This is a genomic window from Pseudomonas chlororaphis subsp. chlororaphis (assembly GCF_003945765.1).
In the GTDB taxonomy this organism is placed as follows: Bacteria; Pseudomonadota; Gammaproteobacteria; order Pseudomonadales; family Pseudomonadaceae; genus Aquipseudomonas; species Aquipseudomonas chlororaphis.
Window position 1 is genome coordinate 6177655 of sequence record NZ_CP027712.1, and the last position, 19495, is coordinate 6197149.

The window sequence follows — 19495 nt, forward strand, 5'->3', positions numbered from 1 at the left end:
GCCTAGACTGACCTCCATCAGCTTTGTCCCGCGTCCCGCTTCGTTTTAAGGCCCCTTGCATGTCCGATCCCCGTTATCAGATCGACGTCAGCGTCGTCACCCGCTTTCTCGCAGAACAGTCGCAACCCGAGCAGAACCGCTTTGCCTTCGCCTACACCATCACCGTACAAAACAATGGCCTGCTGCCCGCCAAATTGCTCTCGCGGCACTGGGTGATCACCGATGGCGACGGGCACGTCGAGGAAGTTCGCGGTGCCGGCGTCGTCGGCCAGCAACCGCTGATCGCCGTGGGCAAAAGCCACACTTACAGCAGCGGCACGGTCATGACCACACGCGTCGGCAATATGCAGGGCAGCTATCAGATGCTCGCTGAAGACGGCAAACACTTCGACGCCATCATCGCCCCCTTCCGCCTGGCCGTGCCCGGAGCCCTGCACTGATGACGACTTACGCCGTCGGTGACCTGCAAGGCTGCCTGGGACCTTTGCAGTGCCTGCTTGAAAAGGTCGCTTTCGACCCGACCAAGGATCGCCTGTGGCTGGTCGGCGATCTGGTCAACCGCGGCCCACAGTCGCTGGAAACCCTGCGCTTTCTTTATGCCATGCGCGACTCCCTGGTGTGCGTGCTGGGCAATCACGACCTGCACCTGCTGGCCGTCTGGCGCAATATCGAGCGCCTGAAGAAAGCCGACACCCTGCGCGAGATCCTCAACGCGCCGGATTGCGAGGAGTTGCTCCAGTGGCTGCGCCAGCAAAAGCTGATGCACTATGACGAACAGCGCAACGTCGCCCTGGTGCACGCGGGGATACCGCCACAGTGGTCGCTGAAAAAAGCCCTCAAGTGCGCCACCGAAGTCGAAGAGGCGCTGCGGGACGACAACCGCTTCGAGCCCTATCTGGACGGTATGTACGGCAACGACCCGACAAAATGGGACAGCGAACTCAAAGGCGTGACCCGCCTGCGGGTGATCACCAACTATTTCACCCGCATGCGTTTCTGCACCAGCGATGGCAAGCTCGACCTCAAGGGTAAGGAAGGGCCGGACACCGCCCCACCGGGGTACGCCCCATGGTTCGAGCACAAGGAACGCAAGACCCGGGACGTGAAAATCATCTTCGGTCACTGGGCCGCCCTCGAAGGCAACTGCAACCAGCCCGGCGTCGTCGCCCTGGACACTGGCTGCGTCTGGGGCGGCGCCCTGACCTTGCTGAACGTCGACACCGGCCAACGCCTCGAGTGCGAGTGCGACGCCCACGGCCACATCAAGCCCCAGGCCAATCAACCTTCCCCTGAACCCACGCCAATCACCGCCAAGCGCTAGACGGCGCTTGCCACCAGGCCCAGGAGCCCGCCATGAGCGAATTCAAACGTATCCCCCCAGAACAGGCCCAGGCACTGCGCGAGCAAGGCGCCGTGGTGGTCGATATCCGCGACCCGCAGACCTTTGCCCTGAACCACATCAGCGGCTCCCTGCACCTGGATAACCACTCCATCTCCGACTTCATCCGCAACGCCGATCTCGACGCCCCACTGGTGGTCGTCTGCTATCACGGCAACTCCAGCCAAAGCGCGGCGGCCTACCTGATCAGCCAGGGCTTCTCCGACGTCTACAGCCTGGACGGTGGCTTCGAACTGTGGCGAACCACCTACCCTGCGGAAATTGCCCAAGGCAACGCCGAATAATTTTTTCTGTGCTCCAGCCCGCGTCATTCGCGGGCTGGCGCCGCGACCGACGAACGGTCACTTGAACAAATTACGTATTCCACCTTTATCTCCCCGATTCCGAACTATCCTTAGCCTCAGGCCATCCAATCAGGGGAGAGCCGGTACACCGGCGTGCGGGTCATCGGTACTAGCTTTCAAGGTCGATAGCTTTGAAAGTGTTCTGGGGGGTAAACATCAGCCGGATTCCCGGCTGCATGCCAGCACTTGACTGACTGATCCGGCGTCGGCTCCACGTATCGAGCGAGGTGACGTCATGAGTATTTTTAGCCACTTCCAACAACGCTTCGAATCCACACGCCAGGAAGAGTTCTCGCTACAGGAGTACCTGGAGCTCTGCAAAAAGGACCGTAGCGCCTACGCATCGGCCGCTGAACGCCTGCTTCTGGCTATCGGCGAACCGGAGCTGCTGGACACGTCGACCAATTCGAGACTGTCACGGATCTTCTCCAACAAAGTGATCCGTCGCTATCCGGCCTTTGAAGACTTCCATGGAATGGAAGAATGCATCGACCAGATCGTCTCCTACTTCCGCCATGCCGCTCAGGGCCTGGAAGAGAAGAAACAGATCCTCTACCTCCTCGGCCCCGTCGGTGGCGGTAAATCATCCCTGGCCGAGAAACTCAAACAACTGATCGAGAAGGTGCCCTTCTACGCCATCAAGGGCTCTCCGGTATTCGAGTCGCCTCTTGGGTTGTTCAACGCCACGGAAGATGGCGCGATCCTCGAAGAAGACTTCGGTATCCCACGGCGCTACCTGAACACCATCATGTCGCCCTGGGCCACCAAGCGCCTGTCCGAGTTCGGTGGCGACATCAGCCAGTTCCGGGTGGTCAAGCTCTATCCTTCGATCCTCAATCAGATCGCCGTCGCCAAGACTGAACCTGGAGACGAGAACAACCAGGACATTTCCGCACTGGTGGGCAAGGTCGATATTCGCAAGCTGGAAGAATTCCCGCAGAACGACGCCGACGCCTATAGCTATTCGGGCGCACTGTGCCGGGCCAACCAGGGCCTGATGGAGTTCGTCGAAATGTTCAAGGCACCGATCAAGGTGCTGCACCCATTGCTGACGGCCACCCAGGAAGGCAACTACAACAGTACCGAGGGTCTGGGCGCGATCCCCTTCACCGGCATCCTGCTGGCTCACTCCAACGAATCGGAATGGCACACCTTCCGTAACAACAAGAACAACGAAGCCTTCATCGACCGGATCTATATCGTCAAAGTCCCGTACTGCCTGCGGGTCAGCGACGAAGTCAAAATCTACGACAAGCTGCTGTTCAACAGCTCCCTGTCCAAGGCGCATTGCGCTCCCGACACCCTGAAAATGCTCGCTCAGTTCACCGTGCTCTCGCGCCTCAAAGAGCCGGAGAACTCGAACATCTACTCGAAAATGCGCGTCTACGACGGCGAGAACCTCAAGGACACCGATCCGAAAGCCAAGTCGATCCAGGAATACCGCGACGCCGCCGGCGTGGATGAAGGCATGAACGGTCTGTCGACCCGCTTCGCCTTCAAGATCCTGTCGAAAGTCTTCAACTTCGATCCCCACGAGATCGCGGCCAACCCAGTGCACCTGCTCTACGTGCTCGAACAACAGATCGAACAGGAGCAATTCCAGGCGGAAACCCGCGAACGCTATCTGCGCTTCCTGAAGGAATACCTGGCTCCGCGATACATCGAGTTCATCGGCAAGGAAATCCAGACGGCGTACCTGGAGTCCTACAGTGAATACGGCCAGAACATCTTCGACCGCTATGTGCTGTATGCGGACTTCTGGATTCAGGATCAGGAATACCGCGATCCGGAAACCGGCGAGATCCTCAATCGGGTCGCGCTCAACGAAGAGCTGGAGAAAATCGAGAAACCGGCCGGCATCAGCAATCCAAAGGACTTCCGCAACGAAATCGTCAATTTCGTATTGCGGGCCCGAGCCAACAACAACGGCAAGAACCCGACCTGGCTCAGCTACGAAAAACTGCGGGTGGTCATCGAGAAGAAAATGTTCTCCAACACCGAGGACCTGCTCCCGGTCATCAGCTTCAATGCCAAGGCCAGCAAAGAGGATCAACAGAAACACAACGACTTTGTTACCCGAATGGTCGAGCGCGGCTACACCGACAAACAGGTACGACTGCTGTCCGAGTGGTATCTGCGGGTCAGAAAATCGCAGTAACCCGCCGGTTGCACCGGTTGTCGTTAGCCAGGAGCCTGTCTTAGCGATTTCTGCTACACAGGCTTCAGGAAGCGCGTTTGAACGTTCGCAGCGAGGCTCGGGCAGAGGACCGGCGGCAAGACACCTTGCCGCCCCCTCCCCCCGCCCGGGCCGCTTGCGAGCTTCAAGACCGCTTCTAAGGAGCAGTCATGAGTTATGTGATCGACCGACGTCTCAATGGCAAGAACAAGAGCACGGTAAACCGTCAGCGGTTTCTGCGGCGTTATCGTGACCACATCAAGAAGGCCGTCGAAGAAGCGGTCAGCCGCCGTTCCATCACTGACATGGAGCATGGCGAACAAATCAGCATTCCAGGCCGGGATATCGATGAACCGGTGCTCCATCATGGGCGCGGCGGCAAACAGACCGTGGTGCACCCGGGAAACAAGGAGTTCACGGCCGGCGAGCACATCGCACGCCCTCAAGGCGGTGGTGGCGGAGGTGGCCGGGGCAAGGCCGGCAATTCCGGCGAAGGCATGGACGAGTTCGTTTTCCAGATTACCCAGGAAGAATTCCTCGAGTTCATGTTCGAAGACCTGGAGTTGCCGAACCTGGTCAAACGCAACCTGAGCGGGACCGACACCTTCAAGACCGTCCGGGCCGGGATCAGCAACGAAGGCAATCCCTCGCGCATCAACATCATTCGGACCCTGCGCTCGGCCCATGCCCGGCGCATTGCCCTGTCCGGCAGCAGCCGGGCAAAACTACGCGAAGTCAAAGAGGAACTTGAACGCCTGAAACGCGAAGAACCCGACAACTTCGGCGATATTCAGGAAATGGAAGCGGAAATCGAGCGTCTCAGCGCCCGTATCCATCGGGTGCCATTCCTCGACACCTTCGACCTCAAGTACAATCTGCTGGTCAAACAGCCCAACCCCAGCTCCAAGGCCGTGATGTTTTGCCTGATGGACGTTTCCGGCTCCATGACCCAGGCCACCAAGGATATCGCCAAGCGCTTCTTCATCCTTTTGTACCTGTTTCTCAAGCGTAACTACGACAAGATCGACGTAGTGTTCATCCGCCACCACACCAGTGCGCGTGAAGTGGATGAGGAGGAGTTCTTCTACTCCCGGGAAACCGGCGGCACCATCGTCTCCAGCGCCTTGAAGCTGATGCAGGAGATCATGGCCGAGCGTTATCCGAGCAACGAGTGGAACATCTATGCCGCCCAGGCTTCCGACGGCGATAACTGGAACGACGACTCGCCGATCTGCCGTGACATCCTGATCAACCAGATCATGCCCTTCGTGCAGTACTACACTTACGTGGAGATTACCCCGCGCGAACATCAGGCCCTGTGGTTCGAATACGAGCGCATCGCCGAAGCCTTTTCCGATACTTTCGCCCAGCAGCAACTGGTCTCGGCCGGAGATATCTATCCGGTCTTCCGTGAACTCTTCCAGCGCAGGTTAGTGACATGACCGCCAGAGAGCAGAAACGCCAGCCTATTTCCACCGGTTCGGAATGGACGTTCGAGCTGATCCAGGCCTACGACCGCGAAATCAGCCGTATCGCGGCGCGTTACGCCCTGGATACCTATCCCAACCAGATCGAAGTGATCACCGCCGAGCAGATGATGGACGCGTACGCCTCTGTCGGCATGCCCCTGGGTTATCACCACTGGTCCTATGGCAAGCACTTCCTTAGCACCGAAAAGTCCTACAGCCGCGGCCAGATGGGGCTGGCCTACGAGATCGTGATCAACTCGGACCCATGCATTGCCTACCTGATGGAAGAAAACACCATCTGCATGCAGGCACTGGTGGTGGCCCATGCCTGCTATGGCCATAACAGCTTCTTCAAGGGCAACTATCTGTTCCGCACCTGGACGGATGCCAGTTCGATCATCGATTACCTGGTGTTCGCCAAGCAGTACATCATGCAGTGCGAAGAGCGCCACGGCATCGATGCCGTGGAGGACCTGCTGGACTCCTGCCATGCCCTGATGAACTACGGGGTGGACCGCTACAAACGTCCTTATCCGATTTCCGCGGAAGAAGAACGACGCCGGCAAAAGGACCGGGAAGAACACCTGCAGAAACAGATCAACGACCTGTGGCGCACCATTCCCAAAGGCACGGACAAGTTCAGCGACAAGGACAACGCGCGCTTCCCCGCCGAGCCGCAGGAAAACATCCTGTACTTCATCGAGAAACACGCGCCGCTGCTGGAACCATGGCAGCGGGAAATCGTGCGGATCGTGCGCAAGATCGCCCAGTACTTCTACCCGCAACGCCAGACCCAGGTGATGAACGAAGGCTGGGCAACGTTCTGGCACTACACCCTGATGAACGACCTGTATGACGAAGGCCTGGTGACCGATGGCTTCATGATGGAGTTCCTCGCCTCCCACACCAGCGTGGTCTTCCAGCCTGGCTTCGACAGCCCTTACTACAACGGCATCAACCCCTACACCCTCGGTTTCGCCATGTACCGCGATATCCGGCGCATCTGCGAAGAACCGACCGAGGAAGACCGTCGCTGGTTCCCGGAACTGGCCGGGACCGACTGGCTTTCCAGCATCAAGTTCGCCATGAGCAGCTTCAAGGACGAGAGTTTCATCCTGCAGTACCTGTCGCCCAAGGTGATCCGCGATCTCAAGCTGTTCAGCATCCTGGACGACGACCAGAAAGACGACTTGCTGGTACCGGCCATTCATGACGAAAGCGGCTATCGAGTCATCCGCGAAACCCTTGCGGCCCAGTACAACCTGGGTAACCGCGAGCCCAACGTGCAGATCTGGAGCATCGATAGACGGGGCGACCGCTCGCTGACCCTGCGCCACCAACAGCACGACCGCAAACCACTGGGAGACTCCACCGACGAGGTCCTCAAGCACCTGCACCGGCTATGGGGGTTCGACATCCATCTGGAAACCCTGCAGGGCGACCAAGTGATGAAAACCCATCACGTACCACCAAGAAACGATCACAACGAAGGGGACTACGGCCGCCTGGACCTGGCTGTCATCCACCTCTGAGCGCATGACAAACCTCCGAAAGCTCGGCGCAAGGGTTATTCTGTCGGGCTAACGGAGGTTTTTTATGCAGATTTACAAGGTCGGCGGTGCGGTACGCGATCGCCTGCTGGGCAAACCGGTAACCGACATCGACTGGGTGGTAGTCGGTGCCACGGCCGAAGAAATGCTCGCCAACGGCTTTCGCCCGGTGGGCTCGGACTTTCCGGTCTTTCTTCACCCCAAGAGCGGCGAGGAATATGCCCTGGCCCGCACCGAACGCAAAAGCGGTCGTGGTTATGGCGGCTTCACCTTTCACGCCAGCCCCGAGGTCACCCTCGAAGAAGACCTGATCCGCCGCGACCTGACAATCAATGCCATGGCTGAAGACGACCACGGCGTGCTGACGGATCCATATCACGGCCAGCAGGACCTGGAAAACCGCCTGCTTCGCCACGTTTCCCCCGCATTCGCCGAAGATCCGCTGCGTGTCCTGCGTGTTGCCCGCTTTGCTGCTCGCTACGCTGGGCTCGGTTTCCGGGTGGCGCCTGACACCCTAGAATTGATGCGCCAGCTCAGCGAATCAGGCGAACTGGAAGCCCTGACGCCGGAGCGCAGCTGGAAGGAAATTTCCCGCGCACTGATGGAAGATCACCCCCAAGTGTTCATCCGGGTGCTGCGCGACTGTGGAGCGCTCAAAGTCCTGCTGCCCGAAGTGGAGGCGCTGTTTGGCGTTCCGCAACCCGCCGCCCATCACCCGGAGATCGACAGCGGTGTGCACACACTGAGCGTTCTCGAGCAGGCGGCACTGCATAATCAGCCATTGAGCGTGCGCTGGGCGTGCCTGTTGCACGACTTGGGCAAGGGGCTGACACCGCAAAGTGAATGGCCACAGCACATCGCACACGAGCACAAGGGCCTGAAGCTGATCAAGTGCGTCAACGAACGCTTCAAGGCGCCGCGCGACTGCCAGGAACTGGCGCTGCTGGTGGGTCAGTACCACACCCATGGCCATCGCGCCCTCGAACTGAAACCTTCGACATTGGCGCAGCTGCTGCAAAGCTTTGACGTGTACCGTCGGCCGCAGCGGTTCGAGGAGTTTATCGCCGCCTGTGAAATGGATGCCCGCGGTCGTCTCGGACTGGAGGAGCGCGCCTATCCCCAGGCGGATTATTTGCGCGGCGCGGCCACCGCAGCACGAACGGTAGCGGTACAGCCGCTGCTGGAGCAGGGATTCAAGGGGCCGGAGTTGGGAGAGGCGCTGAAACGGGAGCGACTGAAGGCGCTGAAAGCCTACAAGGAACAGCACCCGCGGTAAGAAACATCACGAGCTAGCTCCGTTGTAGGAGCTAGCTTGCTCGCAAGCCGATAGCAATCAGCCAGAACTATCCCAACTCCGGCGGCGTCAGCTGCCTGCCCCGCCACTCAAAGGCCACGGGCGCCAGCACCTGGTCGATTTGGGCTTCGCGCCAGAGGGTGGCGAAGTCCTGTCCGGCCAGCGGATGAACCCTTTCTGGTGCCATCAGCGACAAGGGCCAGAGCACAAAGGCATTCTTCAGAATCTCGGCGCGCGGCAGGATCAAGCCGTCGAAATTGCCCACCAGGTCGCCGTACAGCAGCACATCGATATCCAGCGGCAGGCCCTTGCGGTCTGGGGCATAACGACCGTTATCCGCTTCGATGAACTTCAACCGGCGGTCCAGTTCCATCAGCGGCAGATCGGTAAAGGCCGAAACCACCAGATTGAAGAAAGGCCCGCTCTTGATCCCGACCGGCTGGCTTTCGAACACTGCCGAGCAGCGCATGTCCTGCAGGAAGCCCGCCAGGGCATCGAGCCCGGCCAGCAGATGGGTTTCGCGCTCGATATTGCTGCCGAGCCCAAGAAATACCTGAGTTAGCGACATCCGCGCTCGATCTCCACGCCCACACCTTTGGCGGCCGCAACAGCACCGGGTTTGGTCAGCTTGAGGTGCAACCAGGGAATATGAAACTCACTCATCAGGACTTCAGCCAGACGCTCGGCAAAGGTTTCCACCAGCTGGAATTGCGCCTGTTCAGCAAATGCCTGGATCCGCGAAGACACGCTGGCGTAGTCGAGCGCCAGGGTCAGGTCGTCACCAGCCGCGGCCGGGCGGTTATCCCAGGCGAAGCTCAGGTCAAGGCGCAGGCACTGTCGGATGCCTCGCTCCCAGTCGTAGGCACCGATCACCGTGTCGACTTCCAGACCCTCGATAAACACTCTGTCCAAGCACTCTTCTCCGCAGCACGACAAGGGCGCAATGCGCCGTTAGAATCAGGGCGTCCTCGCCCGGAATAGTTAGCATGTTTTGGTTACTGGCGATCTTCGCCTACCTGCTCGGCTCGCTGTCCTTCGCCATCTTGCTCAGCCGCCTGACCGGTAAACCCGATCCGCGAATGAGTGGCTCGGGCAATGCCGGCGCCACCAATATGTTGCGCCTGGCCGGCAAGAAACTTGCGGTACTGACCTTGCTCGGCGATCTGCTCAAAGGGCTGTTGCCCGTGCTGATCGCCAGTCTCGCAGGCCTTTCGCTCCAACAACAGGCCTGGGTCGGGCTCTACGCCGTACTGGGCCATCTGTTTCCGGTGTACTTTCGCTTTCGCGGCGGCAAGGGTGTCGCCACCGCCGCCGGGATGCTGCTGGGGCTATATCCGCCAGCGGCGCTCCTGGCCATTGCCGCCTGGCTCCTGACCTTCTACCTGACCCGCACCAGCTCGCTGGCGGCCTTGATTGCCACGCCCCTGACCCTGCCATTGCTGGCCTGGCAGGCGCCGGCGGCGCTACTGCCGATGAGCGTCCTCACACTGCTCATCGTCTGGCGCCACCGCGGCAATCTACGCGACCTGTTTGCTGGGCGCGAACGGCATTTCTGAATCCTGAAGATGAGCCGGGCTCAGGTCGGGAAATTACCGACTCACAACGGCGACAACTGCTCCATTGGCCAACGCGCCTGCACACTGATCGCCAGGCTCTCCTGCTGACCGGCCTGCAAACGCTGGCAACCGGCAAACGCGATCATCGCGCCGTTATCGGTACAGAACTCAGGACGGGCGTAAAACACATTCCCCTTCATCTCGCCGAGCATTTTTTCCAGCGACGCGCGCAGAGCCTTGTTGGCGCTCACGCCACCTGCAATTACCAGACGCTTGAGTCCGGCCTGCTTCAAGGCTCGCTTGCATTTGATGGTCAGAGTTTCCACCACCGCCTGCTGGAAGGCGAGCGAGATGTCGCAACGGGTTTGTTCGCCGTCGTCCCCAGCGCTGACACATTGCTGCCAGGTATTCAGGGCGAAGGTTTTCAAGCCACTGAAACTGAAATCCAGCCCTGGACGATCGGTCATCGGCCGCGGGAAAACAAAGCGCCCGGCCACGCCTTGGGCGGCCAGGCGAGCAATTTCCGGACCGCCCGGATAATTCAGGCCGATCATCTTCGCCGTCTTGTCGAAGGCTTCACCGGCAGCATCATCCAGGGTTTCACCCATCAGTTCGTATTGGCCGATGCCATCGACCCGTACCAGCTGCGTATGACCACCGGAAACCAACAAAGCGACGAACGGAAATTCCGGCGGTTGTTCTTCCAGCATAGGGGCCAGCAAGTGCCCTTCCATGTGGTGCACACCCAGCGCCGGGATACCCCAGGCGAAGGCCAGCGCCTGGGCACAGGAAGCGCCCACCAGAAGGGCTCCGACCAGGCCCGGGCCAGCGGTATAGGCAATGGCGTCGATTTCGGTCGGCACACAGTCCGCCTCGGCCAGAACTTGGCGAATCAGCGGCAGCATGCGCTTGACATGGTCGCGAGAGGCCAGCTCCGGCACCACGCCACCATAGGCCCGATGCAGGTCGATCTGACTGAACAGCGCATCGGCCAGCAGGCCCCGCTCGCTGTCGTAAAGCGCGACGCCGGTTTCGTCGCAGGAAGTTTCTAATCCCAGTACTAGCATGGGTTTGCGCCTTGTAGAGGCTAAATTCGAAGGCGCGCATAATAGTCGCCACTCCCTCAGCCGACCAGCGGTTTTCGATCAGAGGCTTTGCATTCCGAGCGATGAGGGGTTAACATCCGCAACCCTTAAAAACCGACGACCTCAGCCGCGATTTTTGCGACGAGAACGTTGACCCCGGTAATGAATGAAGGTAGCTCTGGATGCCAGCCGTCAAAGTTAAAGAGAACGAACCCTTCGACGTAGCTCTGCGTCGTTTCAAGCGCTCCTGCGAAAAAGCCGGTGTTCTGGCTGAAGTTCGTAGCCGCGAATTTTACGAGAAGCCGACTTCCGAGCGTAAGCGCAAAGCAGCTGCTGCTGTTAAGCGTCACGCCAAGAAAGTTCAGCGCGAACAGCGCCGCGCCGTACGTCTGTACTAATACACAGACGTTCGCTGCAAGCTTCTGCCAAGCCCGGCCCTCAGCCGGGCTAATGGCATTTGCGGACAACGCTTGATGCTTCACCGTCAACGCCGCGCATGCGACCGAGACAATCCGCTTCACCACGTCAGACCTGGCTTCCTGCCAGCGGTGCACGTCTCTTCTGACGAGCCTTCCAAGGCTACTGACGAGCACACTTTATTCTGATTCCTCAACAGACTCAGCCCAAGGCGCCCTTCTCCAGCGCCCGCTTATGAGCCATCCGAGACCTGTCGGACTCAGAGCAATATCTTCAAATAGTCGAAGACTGATTGAAACTAACGTCAGTGGACTTTCGGCAGATACACTTCCCGATAGCGATCAAGCCGACGACAGATGGTCGAACGCGCAGCCGTTGCGTCTCGAACAACCCACTTTCGAAGCCTTCGCATTGGTCCAATTCTTTCGCGCAGTGATGACGAGAACGCCATGGCCGGGCTGATTCCCCAGAGCTTTATTGACGACCTTCTGAACCGCACCGACATCGTCGATGTTGTCAGCTCGCGCCTGCAGATGAAAAAGGCCGGCAAGAACTACACCGCCTGCTGCCCGTTCCACAAGGAAAAGACCCCCTCCTTCAGCGTCAGCCCCGACAAGCAGTTTTACTACTGCTTCGGCTGTGGCGCGGGCGGCAACGCCCTCGGTTTCATCATGGACCACGACAACCTGGACTTCCCCCAGGCAGTCGAGGAACTGGCCAAAGCCGCCGGCATGGAGATCCCGCGCGAGGAAAGCGGCCGCTCGCACAAGCCCCGGCAGCCAACCGACTCGCCGCTCTACCCGCTGCTGAGCGCCGCCGCCGATTACTATCGCCAGGCCCTGAAAAGCCATCCGGCCCGCAAGGCCGCGGTCGACTACCTCAAGGGGCGCGGCCTGACCGGCGAGATCGCCCGCGACTTCGGCCTCGGTTTTGCACCGCCCGGCTGGGACAACCTGTTCAAGCACCTGAGCAGCGACACCCTGCAGCAGAAAGCCATGATCGACGCCGGCCTGCTGATCGAAAATGCCGAAACCGGCAAACGCTACGATCGCTTTCGCGACCGGGTGATGTTTCCGATCCGCGACAGCCGCGGCCGGATCATCGCCTTTGGTGGCCGGGTACTGGGCGACGACAAACCGAAGTACCTGAACTCGCCGGAAACGCCGGTTTTTCACAAGGGGCAGGAGCTTTACGGCCTGTTCGAAGCCCGCAAGAACAACCGCAACCTCGACGAAATCATCGTCGTCGAAGGCTACATGGACGTGATTGCCCTCGCCCAACAAGGCCTGCGTAACGCCGTTGCGACCCTGGGTACCGCCACCAGCGAAGAACACCTCAAGCGCCTGTTCCGTATCGTGCCCAGCGTCCTGTTCTGTTTCGACGGCGACCAGGCCGGGCGCAAGGCCGCCTGGCGCGCGCTGGAGGCGACCCTGTCCAGCCTGCAGGACGGTCGCCGGGCGCGTTTTCTGTTTCTTCCCGAAGGGGAAGATCCGGATACCCTGGTCCGCTCCGAAGGCACCGACGCCTTTCGCGCACGCATCAATCAACACGCTCAACCGCTGGCCGACTACTTCTTCCAGCAACTGACGGACGAAGCCGATCCACGCTCGCTCGAGGGCAAGGCCCACCTGGCCACCCTGGCTGCACCGTTGATCGACAAGGTCCCCGGAGCCAACCTGCGGACCCTGATGCGCCAGCGCCTCAGTGAAATTACCGGCCTCAACAACGAGACCGTCAACCAGTTGGTGCACAGCGCCCCACAAGAAGCGCCGCCGGCGTACGACGCCGGCATCGATTACGACGCCATGCCGGACTATGCCGACTACCACGAGCCGCAAGAAGCCTATGTGCCGCAGCAGGAATGGACGCCGAAGAAAAGCGGTGCCGGCGGCAAGAAGTGGGAGAACAAGCCGTGGGACAAAAAGGGCAAGCGTAATGGCGATCGCGATCAACCACGTGCCCCGCGCGTTCCGGCCGCCGTCGAACCTCCTACACTGTCAGCCCTTCGAACATTGCTGCATCACCCGCAACTGGCCGAGAAAGTTGAAGACGCCGGGCATTTCGCCGCCGACGACAACACCAATACCCAGTTGCTGGTCGCCCTGATCGAAGCCGTGCAGAAAAATCCTAAGCTACGCTCTATTCATCAACTGATGGCGCGTTGGCACGGCACGGAGCAAGGCCGCCTGATCAAGGCGCTGGCAGAAAAGGAATGGTTGATTGAGGGCGATAACCTTGAACAACAGTTTTTCGACACCATTAAAAGCTTGTCCGCTCGCCAAAGTGAGCGTGCTTTGGAACAACTTCTCAGGAAATCGCGTCAAAGCGAATTGAGTGGCGAAGAAAAAATTCAGCTACTTGAGCTTTTAAAACGCAATGTTCCCGCATCAAACCCGACCTCAACTGGCGCGTGAGGTCATAGCTCGGGTATAATCCTCGGCTTGTTTTTTGCCCGCCAAGACCTTCAGTGGATAGGGTGTTATGTCCGGAAAAGCGCAACAGCAGTCTCGCCTCAAAGAGTTGATCAGCCGTGGTCGTGAGCAGGGTTACCTGACTTACGCGGAGGTCAACGACCACCTGCCGGAGGATATTTCAGATCCGGAACAGGTGGAAGACATCATCCGCATGATCAACGACATGGGGATCAACGTATTCGAGAGTGCTCCGGATGCGGATGCCCTTTTGTTGGCCGAAGCCGATACCGACGAAGCAGCAGCTGAAGAAGCCGCCGCAGCGTTGGCGGCAGTGGAAACCGACATTGGTCGCACTACCGACCCAGTGCGTATGTACATGCGCGAAATGGGTACGGTAGAGCTGCTCACACGTGAAGGCGAAATCGAAATCGCCAAGCGTATCGAAGAGGGCATCCGTGAAGTGATGGGCGCGATCGCGCACTTCCCTGGCACGGTTGAGCACATCCTCTCCGAATACACTCGCGTCACCACCGAAGGTGGTCGCCTGTCCGACGTCCTGAGCGGTTACATCGACCCGGACGACGGCATCGCGCCGCCTGCCGCCGAAGTACCACCGCCTGTCGATGCCAAGGCCGCGAAAGCGGACGACGACACCGACGACGATGACGCCGAAGCCAGTGACGACGAAGAAGAAGCCGAAAGCGGTCCGGATCCGGTCATCGCAGCCCAGCGCTTTGGCGCCGTTGCCGACCAGATGGAAATCACCCGCAAGGCGCTGAAAAAGCACGGTCGTGAACACAAGCAAGCCCTGGCTGAAATGCTGGCCCTGGCTGAACTGTTCATGCCGATCAAACTGGTTCCGAAGCAATTCGAAGGCCTGGTTGAACGCGTTCGTAGCGCCCTGGATCGCCTGCGTCAGCAAGAGCGCGCGATCATGCAGCTCTGTGTTCGTGATGCTCGCATGCCACGCGCCGACTTCCTGCGCCAGTTCCCTGGCAATGAAGTGGACGAAAGCTGGTCCGACGCACTGGCCAAAGGCAAGGCCAAGTACGCCGAAGCCATCGGTCGCCTGCAGCCGGACATCATTCGTTGCCAGCAGAAGCTGACCGCGCTCGAGACCGAGACCGGCCTGACGATCGCCGAGATCAAGGACATCAACCGTCGCATGTCGATCGGCGAGGCCAAGGCCCGTCGCGCGAAGAAAGAGATGGTCGAAGCCAACTTGCGTCTGGTGATCTCCATCGCCAAGAAGTACACCAACCGTGGCCTGCAGTTCCTCGACCTGATCCAGGAAGGCAACATCGGCTTGATGAAAGCGGTAGACAAGTTCGAATACCGTCGCGGCTACAAGTTCTCGACTTATGCCACCTGGTGGATCCGTCAGGCGATCACTCGCTCGATCGCCGACCAGGCCCGCACCATCCGTATTCCGGTGCACATGATCGAGACGATCAACAAGCTCAACCGTATTTCCCGGCAGATGCTGCAGGAAATGGGCCGCGAACCGACCCCGGAAGAGCTGGGCGAACGCATGGAAATGCCTGAGGACAAGATCCGCAAGGTATTGAAGATCGCTAAAGAGCCGATCTCCATGGAAACCCCGATCGGTGATGACGAAGACTCCCATCTGGGCGACTTCATCGAAGACTCGACCATGCAGTCGCCAATCGATGTCGCTACCGTTGAGAGCCTCAAGGAAGCGACTCGCGAAGTACTCTCCGGCCTCACTGCCCGTGAAGCCAAGGTACTGCGCATGCGCTTCGGTATCGACATGAATACCGACCATACCCTCGAGGAAGTCGGTAAGCAGTTCGACGTTACCCGTGAGCGGATTCGCCAGATCGAAGCCAAGGCGCTGCGCAAGCTGCGCCACCCGACGAGAAGCGAGCACCTGCGCTCCTTCCTCGACGAGTAATACCAAGACCCCCAGCCCTGCTGGGGGTCTTGTTTTGTGCAGTTTAAAACTCCCCGCGCTTCACTCCCTCCGGATTGCCCGTCTACACTCGAAACATTCCCCGTGTCATAACGAGACCGTTATGCCCAGACTGCCGACCGTGCTGGTGCTGTCGCTGCTCGCCTGGACCGCAACGGCTGGCGCACTGACGCTCACCGATGAAGAACGTGGCTGGCTTTCCGCCCATCCGGAATTGCGCCTGGGCGTCGACGCTTCGTGGCCGCCCTTCGAATATCGCGATGAGGAAGGGCGCTACCAGGGCCTGGCGGCGGACTATATCCATCTGATCCAGGATCGCCTGGCGATCACGCTCAAGCCGATAGAACCCGCCAGCTGGAGCGAAGTGCTCGAAGCCGCGAAAAAGGGCAAGCTGGACCTGCTGCCAGGCATCATGTCGACCCCGGAGCGGCAAAACTATCTGGCCTTCACCCGTCCGTACCTCGACTTCCCCATCGTGATCCTGGCCCATAAAGGCGGCGCGCAACCTCGCAAGCTCCAGGACCTGTACGGCCTGAAGATCGCCGTCGTGGAGAATTACGCCCCCCATGAACTGCTGCGCACCCACCATCCCGACCTGAACTTGGTCGCCCTGCCCAATGTGAGTTCGGCCTTGCAAGCGCTGGCCCTCAATCAGGTCGATGCCGTGGTCGGCGACCTGGCTTCCAGTGTCTGGAGCCTGCGGCAGTTGAAGCTCGACGGGCTCTATGTCAGTGGCGAGACGCCCTACCGCTATCAGCTGGCCATGGGCGTCCCCCGCGACAGCAAGATACTGGTAAGCATTCTCGACAAGGTGCTGGCTGACATAAGCCCGGCGGAGGTCAACGAGATCCAGCAGCGCTGGGTGGGCAATGTGCTCGACCACCGTTCGTTCTGGTCGGACCTGCTGTTCTATGGCCTGCCAGGGCTGCTCCTGCTGTTTGCCATTCTGGCGGCAGTGATCCGCATCAATCGCCGGCTGAGCTCCGAGATCGCAAGGCGCGTGGCCCTGGAACAGGAGCTGCGCAGCAGCGAATACCATTACCGCGGCCTGGTCGAAAGCCTGTCGGCAATCGCCTGGGAAGCGCGTATCAGCGACTTCACCTACAGCTACGTGTCGCCCCATGCCGAGCAATTGCTGGGTTATCCCCTTTCGCACTGGCTGATTCCCGGGTTCTGGAGAAACATCATCCACCCCGCCGACCTGACGCGCGCCCAGCACTTCTGCGACCACGAAGTCCTGGCCGGGCGCGATCACAGCCTGGATTACCGAGTGATCACCGCTGATGGCCGCTGCCTGTGGGTTCGCGACATCGTCAGCCTGATCGAGCATGGGCATGAACCGATCATGCGCGGCTTGATGATCGACATCAGCGAGACAAAACGCACCGAAGAGGCCCTGCAGCTCTCGGAACAGAAATTCGCCTCGGTCTTCCAACAGTGCCCGGACATCCTGGTCATTGCCCGCCTGTCGGATGGCTGCCTGCTGGAGGTCAACGAAGCGTTCGAGGAACAGATCGGCCTGAGTGCCGAGCAAGTCATCGGCCAAACGGCCACCGAGCTGAATATCTGGGGTATTCAGGGCGTCGGCCCTGGGCTGCTGCAACGCTTGCAGGCCGGCAGTATCCGTAACCTGGAAATGCCCTTTCGGCGCAGCAACGGCCAGCTGTTCACCGGGCTGATCTCCGCCGAACCCTTCGACCTCGACACTACGCCCGCCCTGGTCGTGGTGGTTCGCGATATCAGCCAGTTGAAGGAAACCCAACAGCAGCTGCAAACCTCAGAAGAGAAGTTCGCCAAGGCTTTTCACGCCTCGCCGGACGGCCTGCTGCTAAGCCGCCAGCGCGACGGCTTGCTGATAGAGGTCAACGAAGGTTTCAGTCGTATCACCGGCTTCAATAGCGCCATGTCCGTCGACCGTTCCACGCTGGAGCTGGGCATCTGGGTCAACCTCAACGAGCGCCGGCAGATGCTCGACCTGATGCAGCGGGATGGCTTCGTGCGCGACTTCAGCTGCCATATTCGCCGCAATGACGGTCAGATCCGCCTCTGCGAGCTCTCGAGCCGGCCGCTGCCGATCGGCGACGAAGACTGCATGCTGACCATCGCCCGCGACATCACCGAGCGCCACCTGATGCAGGAGAAGCTGCAACAGGCCGCCACCGTGTTCGAGAGCACCGCTGAAGGCGTACTGATCACCGACACCCAGCAGCACATCAGCGCGGTCAATCGGGCATTCACCGAAATCACCGGCTACAGCGAAACCGAGGCCCTGGGCCACACTCCGCGCCTGCTGGCTTCCGGCCTGCATGACAGCGCCTTTTACGCCGCCATGTGGCACCAACTGACCGCCGAAGGTCATTGGCAAGGGGAAATCTGCAATCGGCGCAAAAATGGCGAGCTGTACCCCAGCTGGCTGACCATCAGCGCGGTGCGTAACAAAGACCGGTTCATCACCCACTTCGTCGCGGTATTCGCCGATATCTCCAGCCTCAAGCACGCCCAGGCCAAGCTCGATTACCAGGCGCACCACGATCCGCTGACCGGCCTGCCGAACCGTACCCTGTTCGAAAGCCGCCTGCTGACTGCCCTCAACAACCAGCAGGAGAATGGTGGACAGGGCGCCGTGCTGTTTCTCGACCTGGACCGCTTCAAGCACATCAACGACAGCCTCGGCCACCCGGTCGGCGACCTGCTGCTCAAGGGCATTGCCGTGCGCCTGAAAGAACAACTGCGGGATATCGACACCGTGGCCCGCCTGGGTGGCGACGAGTTCATCATCCTGCTACCCGGGCTGCAGCAGCCCAGCGATGCCGACCACATCGCCAACAAGCTGCTGAACTGCTTCACCGCGCCGTTCCAGGCCGGCGAGCACGAGTTTTTCATCAGTGCCAGCATCGGTACCAGCCTCTACCCCAAGGACGGTTGCGACGTGGCCACCCTGGTCAAGAATGCCGACGCCGCCATGTACCGCTCCAAGGCCAAGGGCCGCAACCGGGTCGAAAGCTATACCCGCGACCTGACCGCCCAGGCCAGCGAGCGCGTGGCCCTGGAACATGAATTGCGGCGGGCCATCGAACGCAACGAGCTGTATCTCTACTACCAACCCAAGATCAGGCTGGGCGACCAGGAGCTGGTGGGCGCCGAAGCCCTGATTCGCTGGCATCACCCGACCTTCGGCGATGTCCCGCCCGAACACTTCATCCCCCTGGCCGAAGAGAACGGCATGATCCTGCAGATCGGCGACTGGGTGCTGGAACACGCCTGCCAACAGCTGCGCAAGTGGAACGAGCGCTACGACAGCTTCGGCCCGCTCTCGGTCAACCTCGCCGGCGCCCAGTTGCGCCAGCCGAACCTGCTGGGGCGGATTGAACAACTGCTGAAAGACAACCGCCTCAAACCCGGCTTCCTGCAACTGGAAATTACCGAGAACTTCATCATGAGCCAGGCCGAGGAAGCCCTGGCGGTCCTGCACCAGCTCAAGCGCCTGGGCGTCCAGCTGGCCATCGACGATTTCGGTACCGGCTACTCGTCCCTGAGCTACCTCAAGCGCCTGCCGCTGGATTTCCTGAAAATCGATCAATCTTTCGTCCGTGGCCTGCCCGACGACCCCCACGATGTGGCGATCGTACGGGCCATCATCGCCCTGGGCCGCAGCATGCAATTCACCGTGATCGCCGAAGGCGTGGAAACCCATGACCAGCAGGTATTCCTCGGGAACGAAGGCTGCGAACAGATCCAGGGCTACGTCATCAGCCTGCCGCTGAGCGCCGACGAATTCGCTGCGACCTTTCTACGCCTTCCCGTTTCGGATTTTTCGGATAGCACAGCCGAGAAACCGTCGCTATAATCCGCGGCCTA

15 protein-coding genes are annotated in these 19495 nt (G+C 60.0%); 12 read left to right on the top strand and 3 right to left on the bottom strand.

Annotated features, from left to right (window positions below; translation table 11 throughout):
• Positions 1 to 59 precede the first annotated feature (59 nt).
• From apaG to C4K27_RS28210, 7 genes are all read left to right on the top strand, one after another.
• Positions 60 to 440, top strand: coding sequence for a Co2+/Mg2+ efflux facilitator ApaG/CorD (gene apaG, locus C4K27_RS28180; protein ID WP_007926128.1), 381 nt, complete (start codon positions 60 to 62; stop codon positions 438 to 440).
• Positions 440 to 1321: a symmetrical bis(5'-nucleosyl)-tetraphosphatase gene (locus tag C4K27_RS28185; RefSeq protein WP_053262878.1), complete on the top strand. Its 882-nt coding sequence runs from the start codon at positions 440 to 442 to the stop codon at positions 1319 to 1321. The genes apaG and C4K27_RS28185 overlap by 1 nt, the downstream gene beginning before the upstream one ends.
• 32 nt (positions 1322 to 1353) lie before the next feature.
• Complete coding sequence (gene glpE / locus C4K27_RS28190; protein ID WP_009051163.1) at positions 1354 to 1683, top strand: thiosulfate sulfurtransferase GlpE; 330 nt, start codon at positions 1354 to 1356, stop codon at positions 1681 to 1683.
• A 295-nt stretch (positions 1684 to 1978) separates the two neighbouring features.
• On the top strand, positions 1979 to 3901 hold the full coding sequence (locus C4K27_RS28195) for a PrkA family serine protein kinase (protein WP_007926124.1): 1923 nt from the start codon (positions 1979 to 1981) through the stop codon (positions 3899 to 3901).
• A gap of 188 nt (positions 3902 to 4089) precedes the next feature.
• Entirely contained in the window at positions 4090 to 5361 is a 1272-nt protein-coding gene (locus tag C4K27_RS28200) for a YeaH/YhbH family protein (RefSeq protein ID WP_007926123.1), read from the top strand.
• The gene (locus tag C4K27_RS28205) at positions 5358 to 6920 is read left to right on the top strand and encodes a SpoVR family protein (RefSeq protein ID WP_053262879.1); all 1563 of its coding nucleotides are present in this window, start codon (positions 5358 to 5360) and stop codon (positions 6918 to 6920) included. Before C4K27_RS28200 ends, C4K27_RS28205 begins: the two co-directional genes overlap by 4 nt.
• 64 nt (positions 6921 to 6984) lie before the next feature.
• Positions 6985 to 8214: a multifunctional CCA addition/repair protein gene (locus C4K27_RS28210; RefSeq protein ID WP_053262880.1), complete on the top strand. Its 1230-nt coding sequence runs from the start codon at positions 6985 to 6987 to the stop codon at positions 8212 to 8214.
• Between the two features lie 67 nt (positions 8215 to 8281).
• Here the strand turns inward: C4K27_RS28210 and folK are convergent, their stop codons facing one another.
• Together folK and folB are read right to left on the bottom strand one after the other, a co-directional pair.
• Positions 8282 to 8800: a 2-amino-4-hydroxy-6-hydroxymethyldihydropteridine diphosphokinase gene (folK, locus tag C4K27_RS28215; RefSeq protein ID WP_007926120.1), complete on the bottom strand. Its 519-nt coding sequence runs from the start codon at positions 8798 to 8800 to the stop codon at positions 8282 to 8284.
• A complete protein-coding gene (gene folB, locus C4K27_RS28220) occupies positions 8791 to 9144 on the bottom strand; it encodes a dihydroneopterin aldolase (RefSeq protein ID WP_007926118.1) in 354 nt (117 codons plus the stop codon). The genes folK and folB overlap by 10 nt, the downstream gene beginning before the upstream one ends.
• Before the next feature lie 74 nt (positions 9145 to 9218).
• Between folB and plsY the strand changes: the two genes are divergently transcribed.
• The gene (gene plsY, locus C4K27_RS28225; RefSeq protein ID WP_053262881.1) at positions 9219 to 9788 is read left to right on the top strand and encodes a glycerol-3-phosphate 1-O-acyltransferase PlsY; all 570 of its coding nucleotides are present in this window, start codon (positions 9219 to 9221) and stop codon (positions 9786 to 9788) included.
• Positions 9789 to 9829: 41 nt separating this feature from the next.
• Here the strand turns inward: plsY and tsaD are convergent, their stop codons facing one another.
• On the bottom strand, positions 9830 to 10855 hold the full coding sequence (tsaD, locus tag C4K27_RS28230) for a tRNA (adenosine(37)-N6)-threonylcarbamoyltransferase complex transferase subunit TsaD (RefSeq protein ID WP_009045890.1): 1026 nt from the start codon (positions 10853 to 10855) through the stop codon (positions 9830 to 9832).
• A gap of 200 nt (positions 10856 to 11055) precedes the next feature.
• On the opposite strand from tsaD, the gene rpsU reads away from it, so the two are divergent.
• The 4 genes from rpsU (at position 11056) to C4K27_RS28250 (ending at position 19484) form a co-directional block, all read left to right on the top strand.
• Positions 11056 to 11271: a 30S ribosomal protein S21 gene (gene rpsU, locus C4K27_RS28235; protein WP_002551877.1), complete on the top strand. Its 216-nt coding sequence runs from the start codon at positions 11056 to 11058 to the stop codon at positions 11269 to 11271.
• A 468-nt stretch (positions 11272 to 11739) separates the two neighbouring features.
• Positions 11740 to 13704, top strand: coding sequence for a DNA primase (gene dnaG / locus C4K27_RS28240; RefSeq protein WP_053262882.1), 1965 nt, complete (start codon positions 11740 to 11742; stop codon positions 13702 to 13704).
• 67 nt (positions 13705 to 13771) lie between these two features.
• Positions 13772 to 15619, top strand: a complete 1848-nt coding sequence (gene rpoD, locus C4K27_RS28245; protein ID WP_007926106.1) for an RNA polymerase sigma factor RpoD — start codon at positions 13772 to 13774, stop codon at positions 15617 to 15619.
• Between the two features lie 121 nt (positions 15620 to 15740).
• Positions 15741 to 19484, top strand: a complete 3744-nt coding sequence (locus C4K27_RS28250) for a bifunctional diguanylate cyclase/phosphodiesterase (RefSeq protein WP_053262883.1) — start codon at positions 15741 to 15743, stop codon at positions 19482 to 19484.
• The last annotated feature ends 11 nt before the right edge of the window (positions 19485 to 19495 follow it).

Coding starts and splice junctions, on each gene's coding strand:
- apaG (WP_007926128.1), top strand. CDS start 60: ATGTCCGATCCCCGTTATCAGATCGACGTCAGCGTCGTCACCCGCTTT.
- C4K27_RS28185 (WP_053262878.1), top strand. CDS start 440: ATGACGACTTACGCCGTCGGTGACCTGCAAGGCTGCCTGGGACCTTTG.
- glpE (WP_009051163.1), top strand. CDS start 1,354: ATGAGCGAATTCAAACGTATCCCCCCAGAACAGGCCCAGGCACTGCGC.
- C4K27_RS28195 (WP_007926124.1), top strand. CDS start 1,979: ATGAGTATTTTTAGCCACTTCCAACAACGCTTCGAATCCACACGCCAG.
- C4K27_RS28200 (WP_007926123.1), top strand. CDS start 4,090: ATGAGTTATGTGATCGACCGACGTCTCAATGGCAAGAACAAGAGCACG.
- C4K27_RS28205 (WP_053262879.1), top strand. CDS start 5,358: ATGACCGCCAGAGAGCAGAAACGCCAGCCTATTTCCACCGGTTCGGAA.
- C4K27_RS28210 (WP_053262880.1), top strand. CDS start 6,985: ATGCAGATTTACAAGGTCGGCGGTGCGGTACGCGATCGCCTGCTGGGC.
- folK (WP_007926120.1), bottom strand. CDS start 8,800: ATGTCGCTAACTCAGGTATTTCTTGGGCTCGGCAGCAATATCGAGCGC.
- plsY (WP_053262881.1), top strand. CDS start 9,219: ATGTTTTGGTTACTGGCGATCTTCGCCTACCTGCTCGGCTCGCTGTCC.
- tsaD (WP_009045890.1), bottom strand. CDS start 10,855: ATGCTAGTACTGGGATTAGAAACTTCCTGCGACGAAACCGGCGTCGCG.
- rpsU (WP_002551877.1), top strand. CDS start 11,056: ATGCCAGCCGTCAAAGTTAAAGAGAACGAACCCTTCGACGTAGCTCTG.
- dnaG (WP_053262882.1), top strand. CDS start 11,740: ATGGCCGGGCTGATTCCCCAGAGCTTTATTGACGACCTTCTGAACCGC.
- rpoD (WP_007926106.1), top strand. CDS start 13,772: ATGTCCGGAAAAGCGCAACAGCAGTCTCGCCTCAAAGAGTTGATCAGC.
- C4K27_RS28250 (WP_053262883.1), top strand. CDS start 15,741: ATGCCCAGACTGCCGACCGTGCTGGTGCTGTCGCTGCTCGCCTGGACC.